9 protein-coding genes are annotated in these 14,090 nt (G+C 47.9%); 1 reads left to right on the plus strand and 8 read right to left on the minus strand.

Translation table 11 applies throughout. The features are described 5' to 3' along the window. Positions 1–7: 7 nt before the first annotated feature. The 8 genes from NJR55_RS01375 to NJR55_RS01410 form a co-directional block, all read right to left on the minus strand. Positions 8–2,227: a glycosyltransferase gene (locus NJR55_RS01375; RefSeq protein ID WP_253617176.1), complete on the minus strand. Its 2,220-nt coding sequence runs from the start codon at positions 2,225–2,227 to the stop codon at positions 8–10. Further along, positions 2,224–3,288, minus strand: coding sequence for a lysylphosphatidylglycerol synthase transmembrane domain-containing protein (locus NJR55_RS01380; RefSeq protein ID WP_253617178.1), 1,065 nt, complete (start codon positions 3,286–3,288; stop codon positions 2,224–2,226). The genes NJR55_RS01375 and NJR55_RS01380 overlap by 4 nt, the downstream gene beginning before the upstream one ends. A gap of 79 nt (positions 3,289–3,367) precedes the next feature. Further along, on the minus strand, positions 3,368–5,350 hold the full coding sequence (locus tag NJR55_RS01385) for a metallophosphoesterase (protein ID WP_253617180.1): 1,983 nt from the start codon (positions 5,348–5,350) through the stop codon (positions 3,368–3,370). A 3-nt stretch (positions 5,351–5,353) separates the two neighbouring features. Beyond that, positions 5,354–8,176 carry a TonB-dependent receptor gene (locus tag NJR55_RS01390; protein WP_253617182.1) on the minus strand — a complete coding sequence of 941 codons (2,823 nt, stop codon included), beginning with the start codon at positions 8,174–8,176 and terminating at the stop codon, positions 5,354–5,356. Positions 8,177–8,319: 143 nt separating this feature from the next. Beyond that, the gene (locus NJR55_RS01395) at positions 8,320–9,054 is read right to left on the minus strand and encodes a HugZ family pyridoxamine 5'-phosphate oxidase (protein WP_253617184.1); all 735 of its coding nucleotides are present in this window, start codon (positions 9,052–9,054) and stop codon (positions 8,320–8,322) included. A 13-nt stretch (positions 9,055–9,067) separates the two neighbouring features. Continuing rightward, complete coding sequence (locus tag NJR55_RS01400; RefSeq protein ID WP_253617185.1) at positions 9,068–9,844, minus strand: ATP-binding cassette domain-containing protein; 777 nt, start codon at positions 9,842–9,844, stop codon at positions 9,068–9,070. Further along, positions 9,837–10,853, minus strand: coding sequence for a FecCD family ABC transporter permease (locus NJR55_RS01405; protein WP_253617188.1), 1,017 nt, complete (start codon positions 10,851–10,853; stop codon positions 9,837–9,839). The genes NJR55_RS01400 and NJR55_RS01405 overlap by 8 nt, the downstream gene beginning before the upstream one ends. A 4-nt stretch (positions 10,854–10,857) precedes the next feature. After that, on the minus strand, positions 10,858–11,724 hold the full coding sequence (locus NJR55_RS01410) for a heme/hemin ABC transporter substrate-binding protein (protein ID WP_253617524.1): 867 nt from the start codon (positions 11,722–11,724) through the stop codon (positions 10,858–10,860). Between the two features lie 139 nt (positions 11,725–11,863). On the opposite strand from NJR55_RS01410, the gene NJR55_RS01415 reads away from it, so the two are divergent. Then, on the plus strand, positions 11,864–13,981 hold the full coding sequence (locus tag NJR55_RS01415; protein WP_253617191.1) for a TonB-dependent hemoglobin/transferrin/lactoferrin family receptor: 2,118 nt from the start codon (positions 11,864–11,866) through the stop codon (positions 13,979–13,981). Positions 13,982–14,090 lie beyond the last annotated feature (109 nt).

A 14,090-nucleotide genomic window follows, 5' to 3' on the forward strand; every position in this document is an offset into this window, starting at 1 on the left:
TGTAGCACTATTTTTTCTCGTGATACCGCGCCAGAGTTTCCGCATAAATATGGCGCACGTCATCACTGAATTTTTCCACTGAATAATCACGGGCAAAAGCCAGAGCATTTTCCGCCAGGCTCTGGCGCAACGCCTCGTCATCCAGTAACTGTTTTACCCGCTCACACCACAACGCCTGCTTAGCCGGAGTCTTGTAACCATTGTGCCCGTCTTCGACAACATCGTCGATACCGCTTGAGCGCACCGCAACCACGGGTAAGCCCGCTGCCATAGCTTCCAGAATAACCATGCCCTGAGTTTCTGACTGCGAGGCAAATAGGAAAGCGTCTCCTAACTGATACCAGGCGGCCATTTGCTCAGGCGGAACGGCGCCTACCAGAGTAATGTACTGCTGCAGTTTCATGTTATCAATGCGTTGCTGTAACCGATGGCGTTGATGACCGTCCCCAACAATGAGCAAGCGGAACGGTTTATCGGTTTGCTCTTTCAGTTGCGCCACCGCCTCTATCATAAAATCGATGTTCTTCTCATTCGACAATCGGGACACGCTAACAAACACCGTTTCATCGCCTAGTTTTTGTTGCTGACGCAGGTCTGCTATTTGCTTGTCGTCAACTTGCTGGAAACGCTCAAACTCAATACCCGTTGGCTGCACAAATGTCGGCTTCTTAACTCCTATCATGCGCAGGTACTCTTCCGTAGACTGAGTCGGCACAATTACGCCATCGCATTTGTTGGCAAAGCGACGCACCAAAAAGTGCGCAATAATATTACGGAACAACGAACCGGGTAAAAACACAAAGTGCGCATAATGTTCCAGCCGCGTGTGATAAGTATAAACCACTGGCACTTTCAGGCGACGCGCAATAAAAACCCCAAGCGAGCCTATCCAGAACGGATGATGAACATGAATAATGTCCGGTTTAAAGGCCTTAACCTTTTTACGCACTGCACCGGAGAAGATATTGGCAAACTGAAACTCACTCTTTTCGCCAAATGAAAACAACGAAGGCATACGCACCACATGCTCTTCTTTTTCGCTACTTTGCTGATAGCGCGGCGCAACAACCAATACCTTATCTTTAAGCTTAACTAACCCCAGGCGCAGGCGCTCGATAGAAATTGGCACACCACCGATAAAAGGCAGATAGTTATTAGTGAACATGGCCACGCGCAACGGCTTTTTGAACCAGGGCTGCGGGTCAATATCATAGTCCGGGTAGTAATCTTTACCGACAAATACCGCGTTGTACAGTTTGGTACTAATAACCAAAAACAGGCTCACCAGCAGAATAAAATTCAGATAGCCCACGTAAAATAACGAATGAATAAAGAACCACAGGCTTTCCAGTTGCTTCAAAATGGGGTGCTGACCAATTTCCAGCTCTTCAACAGAATGCTCAACCGAGCCATCGGCATTCACTGTTACTTTCACATAGTGATAAAAGCTTTCATCCTGATTCAGTACCAGACCACCCGCGCCACCAGTAGTAATATAGGGAATGCCGTTGTGCTCACGCTCTGAGTAAATAGAAATATTGGATGAAAAGACACGATCGACGCCGAAGTTACTGAGTGTTTGCAGTAACGCATGACGAAACTCCATGGGTTGCAAAAAGTCGTCCTCTTCGGCTAAAAAGAACTCTTCTTCCGGTTCCAAAGGTGGGTGACCAATAAAAACAAAGCGATGCTCTGAATCGTCGGCCTTAAGAATGTCAGTTAACCAGCGCAGCTGCCATTGCCATGGCGTTTTCCCGGTGCTGTCTAAAAAAATAAAACGGCTATCGTCGGCAGTAAAACTGAAAAAATGCGGACCGTAATGGTCATAAAAGCGGAAGCTGCCAAACTCTTCGTATTCATTGTTACCGAAGGTCAGTAAATACGGCATATCTAGTTGCGACAACGTACCTTTTATTGCTCGGTATTTGTCTTCTCCGCCACCGCTCACGGCATTCCCCGCAGACACTAAAAAATCAATATCGGTATCATTCAACATGGGAATAATGCGACGCTCGAAAATACCCACCGAATTATTGATATTGCCTACTACAGCAAAGCTGTAACTGTCCTGTCCTTCCAGTCGGGCACTTATTGATGCCAGCTGTTCCGTGTGCTCCGCCTCAAACTCAGAAGTCACCAGGTTCAAATAAATTTTATAGCCAATAAGCCCAACCACAACCGCAATGTTGAGGTAAAACAGGACTTTCAGTAACTTGGTTTTATTCATTGTATGCCCTGCACTTTAGCCGACTGAACTAAGTAGCGCTGTAAAATAAAGAGTCCCAGTAACATACCAAGATAAATGGTTAAAAAGCGCCAGCTAAAGGTGACTAACAGTAAATGGTTATTGGCTAGAATGTCACTAAAAAAGCTGCCAAATACGCCTTCGGAGATTCCCGAGGCACCAGGCGTTGGCGCGAAATACATGATAAAGGTGGTAACAACCAGCAGTCCCAGGCTGACAAGATAGTCAACGTCGTACCCTAATCCCCACATTAACAGCGCGGGGAAACTGAATAAGCTAAGTAGAAAAACGACGGTGAACAATACCGACAGCGCAATAGCCACCTTAGAGCCACGGAGGTACTCCGAAAAACTACGGGAAAAACGCAGCATTTCCCGGCGAGTTTTGTATTGCCAGCGCAGGTGACGTTCAGGACTGATCAGTTGCAGCTTGTGCACCGCTTTACATAAATAGCTTAGCGGCACAATTAACCAATGCGCCCGCAATAAAACCACCGCGAAAAAAAGCAGATAAAGCACAATGAAAACAGCAAGAGCCGTACCAATTTCACCAATAATGGCCTTGTCCTGCAGTGGTTCCAGCGTCAGCAAGAACACCGGCGTCAGCGAAAAAATGAAGAAAATAGCCAATACCGTACGGATAGTAGTGGCCGCTGTCGCCCGCCCCACAGGCACGCCGTGCTCGTGTAAAAACCAGACCTGCGCGAAACCACCACCCGTGGCCATAGGCGTAATATTGGAGAAAAAGATATTAATAAAGACCAGTTTAGCCATGGCTTTTTTGGGAATACGGTAACCCAGAGCACGCAAAGTGTAGTAAAGCCGCAGCCCGTCAGCGGCAAAATAAACCAGCAACAGCAAGACTGCGGCACTTAAAACTTCAGGGGCAAATAAACGAAAATCGAAGGTTAGGCTGCGACCGGAAAAGTGGTCATAAATGGCGTAAAACCCGGCCGCCGTGAGTAAAACAAATAACACACTAAAGAGTGTTAAGCGTTTCCATGAGGCTTTGTATTGTTTTTCTTCTTCCGCTGAAGCTGCCATCTTGCTGCCGTTTACTCCCCACAAAGCCTAAAGATTAAGGATTATGGAGTTGTGGGGAGGGGATGTCAAAAACCTTACATTAGGGCCTCAACTCACCCGACTGCCAGTCTATAGTGAAATTATCGTCAGGTTCACCTTCCTGCAGAGCGAGGAAGATATCCAACACTGGGCCAAACCGGTGCGCCAGAGCGGCGGCCAACGAGTGCTTGCTGTCGTTTTCTTGCGTTACATTTGCAGGCGCTTTAACCTCAGTCGCGAGCTCGCTTAGGCTAACGGCAAGTAACTGATACTGACGCAAACGGGACTCAGAAATGTCCTTAAGTGCTAACCGGCCAGCATTACGAATACGATAAAAATCGACAGCGAATTCAAACCCTGTCCATTGCGAAAAATCCGACATCTGAAAGCCTTTGCTGCGAGCTAAAGACTCACCCGCGGCTTTAGCCTCCGGCCAGGATCTCTGCTCTGTCAGCTGCGATAATGACAATAGCTGCTCGCCGTTTAACGAAAACACCCAGTCACGTAAATCAGCCGGCCAGTCATTGGGAAGGAAACGCTGGCGAGTCAATTCGCGAATGTGCCAGTCGGTAAATTCCCGGTAATTTTTAGCCGTTAACACTCTTTTATCCCAGAGTTTTTCCGCGTTGCTTGATAGCAGTTGATCGTACTCTTGCTGATAGTGCTCAAAAAGCTCATCAAAACGCGGAACCTCTTTAATAACAATGGTATCAACGGCAAGCGAACCAGGCTTTTCAGAGCTCAGCACTTTATAAGCTGGCACATAAGCAGCCAGTGAAGGCGCCTGTATGTTGACTAAAAATCGCTCGCCACTGCGGGTAACACCGGTGTCGTTCATATGCATGTGTCCGCCCACATGCACCTTTAGTCCGGTTTCGGCTAAAAATTTACTGACCGATTCCCCGGGCTTGCGCGCCAGCTGGAACGTACTTTCACCAAACAAATCGGCTATCGCGTCAGACTGTCCGTCGTAAAATTCCGACATAGGAAAGTGGCTAAAAGCGATTAAGGCTTTGCCCTGCTTTTCCGCCTGTTTAACCACATTTTTTATCCAGCCCAGCAAGTGCTTTTTATGGCTCAGCACGCGGTTATAGCCGGCATTACCTGAGCCCTGAAAGTCATTCGCTGACAATAATTCGCTGTCAGCCTCCGCTTTAGGAATGTAGACGTTGGCATCTATGCCCAGCAACCACAAACCTTCAACCGGCTCCACCAGATAACTGGCATCCGTTATTTCCGCACAGTTCCCCGCGTTTTCAGCCTTAAATTCACCACCGCTGCCGTTACTGCAAATTTCGTATTGTCTTGCGATGAGTTCAGCACTGGTTTTTGCCTTAGCTAAGTCATAATCCTCATAGGAGTAATCGCTGAACGGCGTTTCCCAGTAAATGTATTCTGGTTGAGGTGAAAACCCATGCTCGCCCAGAATCGATAGCACTCCGTTGTAACCCAACTCCTGCACTTCTTCGGTACAGATGGTGGGCAACGGGTGTTCGGTCTTAATAACCGCCTGCTTACCCTCATAGCCGGTGCATTCGGCGGCACCTTTGCTGAATATCCGCTGCGGATGCCCGTCAACGCCCAAATAATCCGGTTTACCGGCGGGACGACTGAAGGGACGAACCGGGTCATGGTTTCCTGGTGCTGCGAAAAAACTCATATCGTACTTTTGTTGATAATGCTTGAGTATCTTCTGCAACCCGCGCAAATGCACCTGTTGTCCGTCATCACTGAAGTCGCCGGGAAGCGCTATGAGTTTAATCCCTCTTTTCGCCGCGTCATCTAACGCCGCAAGCAGAGCAAAGTAATTCTCATTAAACAATCGGGTGGAATGCAGTTGAGACTGCATAGTGCGAATAGTGGCGTGGTCATGGCTCTGTGAATTTGGTAAGCCTTTAAAAGAGCCGTCGTTAAAATCAGCATAAACATCGTGAAAGTGGATGTCTGGCATAAAAGCAACGGGCGGAACATTATTATCTTCGGCTTTAACTTGCGCTGTCGCCACTGACAGCGCAAGTAGTATGGTACTTAAAATACACTTCATAGCTTAGATACTGCCGCGAATACCCAGGCTTACCCGACGCCCTGAAAACTCATACATAGTCGGGAATTTAGGATCCATCGTATAACCTTTGGTTACCTCGTCGGTCACGTTAATTCCTTCAACCACAACCTTAATGGAGTCAGTAATTTTATAACCTAAAGAGATATCGACCTGACCATAGTCGTCGCGGTAAACCGGGTACATATCACGCTCAATACGCTCAACGTACTCATCTTTGTAGTTGTATGAAACCCGCGCATCAAAGCTGCTATTTTCATAATAAGCGGTGAAGTTATAAGTGGTTTCAGCCAAACCCGGCGGCGGTGTCGGGATATCCAAATCCGATGATCCGGTTAAGGAGTTATCCAGTTTGGTGTAGTTTGAGTTAATACCAAAGCCTTCTAACGACGGGTGCAAAGCTTTCAGCGGGAACTGAGCAATTAACTCAATTCCGGACACGTCATAAGAACCTTCGTCGTTTATTTTCTGATAAACATCAAAGTCATAGACCCCGTCCAGCGTGCCATTGTCGTTGTATTTAGTAACGTCTTTTACCACGCCCGTTAACGATTCTCGGACAACACCTTCAATGGTCTTATCGAAATAAGACGCGGCCAGAATACCACCGTTATCTAAATACCATTCAACACCCAGTTCCCACTGGTCAGCATAGGTCGGTTTCAGATCCGGGTTACCATCACGATACTTAAATTCACTAACACTCACCGTACGTTTATAAGCAATATCACCAAGCGCCGGACGAATAAAGGTTTCCGAAGCAGCGGCACGCAGCAAAACGCTATCGCTCAGTTCAACCATCATATTCAGACTGGGTAAAACATCGGTGTAGCTGCCTTCTTTTGAAACCGGTTCATCGGTATAGCCCGTGCTGCCATCCGGCATTTGGACTTGATGATACCCAAAGGATAAAACAGAAGTATCAACAGCGCGTACACCTGCGTTCAAGGAAGCTGGAAACTGGCCTATATTGAATTCAAAGTCAGCCATTGCGTAAATACTCAGAACTTCCTCGTCCACACGGTAAAACTGGTTATCCTGGAAAGGTACGTTAAAGCCATCGTAGCGGAATTCATTACGCGCATAAGCGTTAGACACCTGACTCCAGCCACCTTTACCAGGAACTTCGGTTAAATAATTGCCGCCCGGAACCAAGTCAGAAATTTTGGTCAGTTCGCTATCTTCTAAGGTGCGGACACCACTCCATGAGCTATCGCCCGCGGTTGGGCCTTTCACTTGTACGTTGCCGAGATTTCGCTCTTTAGATTTATCTGTGTAACGGGCACCAAAATGAACCCGGGCTAAAGCTGGGAAGGCACTCCAGACAATACCGCGGCTGAAATCGAGCTGAGCCGCGTATTTGTCGTCTGTAATTTCTTCCAGATTCACATCATAGAAATCAAACAAATAAGAACCCGGTGACTGGTACATATCAATCGTATCGGGGTTGTCGCTTGGTATGGTTTCACCACCAGTGTCGGTATAGCGAGTTCTCGACGGTGCATAAGCAGTGTGCTTTAAGTTGGTGCGGTCAGACGTTTTTTCCGCTCCAGAATACCCCAATAACCCGGTCACAGCCCATTCACCCAGCTGCCAGTCCATGGACAAGCTCAGTTGGCTGTAGTCGGTTTCATGCACATTTTCTTTACTTAAGAACTCATGTTGCGTTGCGGCATAAGACACGTCAGAAAGTACCACCATGCCGTACTCAGAGAAAGTTGTGTCGTCGTATTCGTGAATGCGTTCTAAAGCACTGACGCTGGAGGCAGAATAAGCGGCAGCGTCGTATTCGTCTTCGGTATTGTCATAACCACCCAGCATGGCATCAAGCGTCAGGCTAAAGTCATTACTGGGCTTATATTGTATAGACGCCGTAGCGCCCCACTTTTCCTGCTCGTTTAAATAAGCACGATCACCGACCTTATTCATGAACACAACGCGGCTGGTTTCGTCACCATCCATAGGGTCGTCGATGACAATGCCGGTGTCTCTTTCAAGTACAGCAATGGTTTGATCCGACTGCCACTGAGAATCACCTGATTTTTCAGTCCAGCGTGACAGCGGGCGGAAGTCGATGCCGGAGTTTGAGTCAGTACGGTTGGTACGTTCGCTGTGTGAGAACGACACCAACGCGCCCCAGTCACCGTAGGTGTCACTGGCAAGAAAAGAAAACTTAGGGTCAATTTCTTCCGAAATAGAGTTGTGAGCCGCTTCTGCTGAAGCCACAAACTGACCGCCTTCATAGTCAAAAGGACGAGCCGTTGTAATTAATACCGAGCCGGCAATTCCGCCCTCTTCGTCAGCAGCAGTTGGAGACTTTTTCACAGTCACCGACTGGATGATCTCGGATGCGAAAATATCAAATTCAACATCACGTCCGCCGCTACCCGAAGCAGTCGCTAAGCCGTTAATAGATACGTGCGTAAATTCTGTTGGCAGACCGCGAACATTCACTTTTGAGCCCAGCCCTTTGTTACGCTCAATCGTGACACCCGGCATACGCTGTAAAGCTTCGGCGAGGTTCTGCTCGGGGAAGTCGGCAATGTCAGTCGCAACTATCGAATCAGAAAAGCTAATGTTAGAACGTTTTATATCAACCGCTTTTTCCAGACTTTTAACGTAGCTTCCGCTAACCGCAATCACCTCAATTTCGTCTTTCTCCGCGGTTTTACTTTCTTCCAGCTCCTGAGCCTGAAGAGCATAAGCGGACGAGCTTAAGGCCATGCCCAGCAGAATTTGTTGTACTGCCTGACTTAATTTTGTTTTTTTACCCAATGACTTCTGATTGCGATGATTGCCTGTCTTCATTCCCGAAACCCTATTGTTGCAAGCCACTACCGACAGCAGCTTATTAATCAAAGCGCGTATAATAGATGCGATAGTATTTCAATAGGATTTCGTTTAGCTGACAGTTTTATGAAAGCTCCTCTTTTAGCACATTAAGTATAAAACTAAGCCGCCGCCGACTCCCGGGCATCATGAGTCATTTTCACTAATTGCTTTCTGACCTCACCAGAGGTCACACAATCAGTCTCAAAAGGAATGAAAATACTGCGTTCATCAGCAATTAAGTGAAACCCGTCCGGGTAAATACTGCTCATTTTGACGGTGCCTGCATAATTTCTGAACTCCGCTTTCTGGTGGCGCAAAATAAGACCACAAGCATCGGCATGGTCATCATTCATATGCTGGATCATCTGCAATGCGTCTGCGGAATTCCATTGTGGTTCAAGCAGCAGCCATTCAGCTGGATTGATCCAGAAAATTTTGCCAAAGCCGCCAATATAGCGAATATGTTCAACGTCCATTTGCCAGAATTTAAAGTCATGAGCATTGAGATAACTTAAAGCGCCGGGAAAACGCTGGAAGTACAATTCCCCTAAAGATTCATCCACTAAAAACCGGGCATTACCCGTTAACGTTAGTCGCCCGTGAGTATTCTGGTCACCGCTTTCAGCCGCATCAAACACGGTAATACTTAAACGGTTATCTACTGATAAATTACGGGCATGCTGGGCAATGTCAGATACATAAAATACGACCTGACCTTCTGCGGAAAGCATAAACGGTGATACCGAGCCGAACGGATATCCCAGTAACTTCTTCGAGATAGTGGACAGCACTGCGGTATCGTTATTTTGTGCTAGTACTCGCGCTTCCCGCGCCGCTTTTATTCGTTCATTCATTATAAAATACTCCTTAATGTCTTGGCTCGGTGAAAATCATTGGCTTTAAAAAGCTCGGATGCGAGCTGACATGCACCGGTGTGCGATAGGTTCTTTCCAGAATGTCTTCCCGGAAAACACTCTCGGGTCTGTCGACATGCTGAATACAGTTATTGCCTAAAACAATGACTTGGTCGGCATACAAAGAGGCCAGGTTTAAATCGTGCATAACCGACAGAACCAGGTTGCCTTTTTGGCTGAATGACTTAATTTCATGCAACACCGCATGTTGATGATACACATCCAGTGCTGAGGTCGGTTCATCCAGCAGCAACAATTGTTCGCCCGGCAAGTCTTTATCTAGCTGACATAAACACCGGGCTAAATGTGCCCGCTGTTGTTCGCCACCAGACAAGGTTTCAATGCCACGCTCACCCATTGGGGCTAAGTCAAAGCGGCTTAACCATCGGGTTGCGCGTTGTTCCGCATCGGCATCAGACTCCTGTGACCAATATCGCCCCATGGCCACCAGTTCCTTAACCGATAACCCTTCAGGCGCGGCCTGATGTTGCTCCATAACAGCTCTTATCGGTGCCAGTTTCAAGGCATCCCACGAGTTCAGTTCTCTTCCATTTAAGTAAATAGAACCGTTATAAGGAAGCTCCCCCGCCAACATATTTAAAAAGGTGGACTTGCCCGCACCGTTTTCGCCGACAATAGCAACAAATTGGTGGGCTTCTAAACTTAGGTTCAGTGACGTTAACACTTGCTGCCGACCAATAGATAGATTCGACACATCGATATCAAGCATAAAACCTCCGTCGTTGCTTCATAAGCAAATAAATAAAAAATGGCGCGCCGATAGCCGCCGTAATAATGCCAATAGGTAATTCCGCCGGAGCAACCAGAGTTTTTGCCAACCAGTCAGTAAGCACTAAAATGGCCGCGCCAAACAACATGGATACCGGCATTAACCAGCGCACATTAGCGCCAACCAGCATTCGTGCAATGTGGGGAATAATCAGTCCGATAAAGCCAATCATGCCGGTTAAGGCAACAGCTCCGCCAACACCCAGTGCAACGAAAAAAATTATCCGACGCTTCAGAGTGCCCACATTAACGCCCAGATAACGCGCTTGTCGTTCACCTAAAAGCAGTGTGTTAATTGCCCGGCGTTGAATAAAAAGTGCAACGCAACTGACACCCATAAACAAAAAGCCAAGTGGTAACTGTTGCCAGTTGGCTCCGGCCAGAGACCCCATCTGCCAGAAACTCATAAGCCTCAGGGCGTCATCGTTAGCGTAGTAGCTGAGTAACCCAAGAATAGAACCGGCCAACGCATTAATGGCAACCCCTGCCAGCAGTAAGGTGGCAACATGAACTCCTGAGCGGCCGCCTGCCAAATGGTAAACCACAAAGGTGGTCAGCAGAGCGCCAATAAAAGCCGCGCCGGAAACCCAAAGCTGTCCCTGTAACCCGAACTCGGGACCTAAGGCAATAACTGCCAGTGCGAATACAGCCGCTCCCCCCGAAATACCAATGAGCCCGGGGTCAGCCAGCGGATTACGACACAAGGTTTGCATTGCAGTACCACTTTGCGCCAGCACCGCGCCCACCATCAGCCCCAAAACCAACCGGGGTAACCGAATATCAATTAAAACTGTTTTTTGAATATCGGTCGCGTCGGGCAAAACCCCGGGCAACCAGATAAAGGGCAACCGCCAGTCCGACATCACCGGCCCGCTTGAAAGCAACAGAATGCTGCTAACGGCAATACCCATAACCCCGGCGAGTAACCAATAGCGACGTTCAAGCGGCATGGTCTTACTCCCTGCCCGCCGCTATTTCATTGGCAAACTCAGCTACCACTCGTTGAGCCTCTGCAATGCGGGTTGTCATACCCAGCGCCAGCAACGAATCCATAACCAAAACCCGGCAATTCTTCCCGGCTTCCAGTAGCTTAAGTGCCTGCGCCTGACAAAACGCTTCTTTACTGCCGTGGCTTCGTACGACATGCTCAGGGGCCATTAAAAAATCGGGTTGCTCAACTAAAAGGTATTCAGCCGATACAGTTTTAAACCCGGAATGGGAAAATACATTAGCAATACTGGAAAAGCCGAACAGAAGATCTGGCACAGTATCTTTCCCGGCTGCCACCACGCCTCGCTCTGACGCCTGCAGAACAAACAGCGCCTTCAAAGGTTCTTTACGCGAGCTAGTAGTCGTCAAATCTGACTTTATACCGGCAATAACCTGCTTTCCTTCGGCTTTCGCACCAAAGCGATCCGCCATGTTTTCAATTAGCTCGTACAGCCCCTGAAGCGACGTTGGCTTATCAAATACAACCACAGAAACTCCGGCCCGCTCAATTTGCTGCAACACTCTATCGCTACCGCCGCCTTCCAGTACCCACAGGTGTTCAGGCTCAAAGCTCAGAACGCCCTCAGCCGATAAATTACGGTAGTAACCGACTTTTGGTAACCTGTTGACAGCAGCAGGCGAGGTACTGGAAGTATCTACGCCTATCAGTCTGTCGTTTTTATTCAGCGCAAACACGATGTCGGTTAAGGTTCCGCCTGCGGTTATTAACTGGTTAACGTCCGTAGCCAGCGTATCCTCAGCCTGTCCGAACCACGAAAACAACAATAGAAAAGCGGCGCCGGTATGAACCAGAAACTGTCGTCCTGTCATCACAATAAAACTCCTGAATTAGGTTTTCTTTTTTGTCCTAAATCAAAAATAGTAACTTTCACTTGCAAATGCAAATCATTTTCGTTTAGATCTTATTGGTTTTTTCATATGCGTGTTAGTTCAGGATTGGAGATGAAAAGTGACTAAAGGACATAAGACAACTCACAGTTTTGCAAAAAGCTTATTGGCGACAGCAATTTTCGCTACCTTACAAACCGCCGTTTACGCAGCTGATTTGGCCGAACCCAAGCTGGAAACCGATGAAATACTGGTAGTAACCGGCTCCCGCAGTAAAGAAAAATTGGAAGATGTAGCCGGTGCCGTCAGTGTTGTAACAGCCGAGGAAATTGATATTCAGGTTAGCAACAGTCTGTCAGATATTTTTCGTTATGACCCCAGCATTAGTTCAACCGGTAGTCAGGGTCAGGCACAAACCCTGTCAATACGTGGCATTGGCGGTAACCGGGTGGTCTACATTAAAGACGGCCGACGCTTAAACGATGCCTATGCCGGCGGTGGCGGATATCTGGTTGGCCGGGGTTACCTGGACGTCTCACAATTGAGTCAAGTGGAAGTCGCTAAAGCGGCAGCATCGCCACTTTACGGCTCCGACGGGTTGGGTGGGGTTATTGTTCTGACTACGCCTGACCCTGACGATATGCTACAGGGTGAATCAAACGCACTCTCCCTGCAGGCGGGTTTTGATAGCATTGCAGACGAACGTAGTTTAGGTGTGCAGGCGGCAAAACAGTTTTCCGGGTCACAGGCGTCCATTCAGCTCACCGCCCGCAAAGGAAACGAAACCCAGAACTATGAGGAATCGTTACCGGAGTTTGATTACGACAGTGTTGGTGTGCTGGCTAAGTGGGCTATCGCGCTTGAGAATAACAATGAACTTAAGTTTACTCTGGACCACTACCAGCAAAACAATGAGCAGTTGCAGGAGCCGCCGGAGCAAACCGAGGATGAAGACAAACAAACCGCCTTTTCCATCGACTATCTCAATAATAACAGCAACTGGCTGACCGATACTCAGCACTGGCAGTTGTATTTGAGTCACTACGAGCAAAACAGTGACCAGATAGTGCAAGGCGCAGATCAAAGCGGTCCTTATATCGACAATAACGATTACGGCTTTGAACAACGTATTATTGGTGCCCGCTGGCAGGGCGAAACCTTGTTGTCCGGCAACCAAGTGGAACAAGACCTGGTATTTGGATTCGATGTTGACTACTACGACACGGAACGACCACGCTTTAAAACCCGCACCGCAGCAGACGGCACCTTACTGCAGGACAACGAACCGCAAAAAGCCTTTCCCGGTGCAGAAACCTGGTTAGCAGGGTTATTCCTGCAGGACAATATCCAGCTGAAAAATATGCCGCTTAAATTCATTGCCGGTGTCCGTATCGACCATTACCGCATGACGCCTCAAGACAATGCACTCTACGACATGTCGCTATTAAGTGATATACGTGAAACGGCTCTGTCACCTAAACTGGCGGCTATATACACTTTTTCAAATGATATTCGTGGATACGTTCAATACGCCGAAGGCTTTAAAATTCCACCTCATGATCAGGCCTACCAGAACCATGGTATCGAACCTTTTTATGCCATATTGCCTAATCCCGACTTAGATCCTGAGAGCAGCCGCTCGCTGGAAACCGGCCTGAAATTTGCGGACAACAACACTCGCTGGAATCTGTCAGCTTTTTACAGCAAGTTTGACGACTTTATCGATACTCAGGTCGTCGGAACCAGTCCCACCTATATTCCGGGCGTGGATCGCGTCGAGTATCAGTATATTAATAAGGACGAAGTGACGATAAAAGGCGTTGAAGCCTCAGTGACTCACTGGCTGAATGACAATATTCAATTGGCTTCGTCAGTGGCCTACACAACCGGCAAGGATGAAACAACAGACGATTACCTGACCACTTTGTCACCGCTTTCCGGCAATGCCTCCGTGGGTTACCACGGCAATGACTGGTATGTGCGTGGCGTTGTTACCGCAGTAGATAGCATGAGTCGCGTTCCAACCGATGAATCTATTCAAACACCGGGCTACGCAACCGTTGATCTGCTGGCAGGTATCACACTGACAAACTGGCAAGTTAACCTTGCGGCGCGTAACTTAACAGATAAGTATTATGTGCCTTACCAGAGTGTGGCAGGCCTTCAGAACGAAGCCTCGACGGAACAGTACAGTCAGCCCGGACGTTCGTTTGGGGTGCAGGTGAAATACACTTTTTAGACTAAAGCAGCCAAAAAAAAGCCCCCAAATATTGGGGGCATAAAAACTTAACCAGGGAGTATAACCAAACAATGTTAAGTTGTGGTGCATGTTAAAGATTAAATATGAC

This window comes from Idiomarina rhizosphaerae (genome assembly GCF_024159085.1).
GTDB lineage: Bacteria > Pseudomonadota > Gammaproteobacteria > Enterobacterales > Alteromonadaceae > Idiomarina > Idiomarina rhizosphaerae.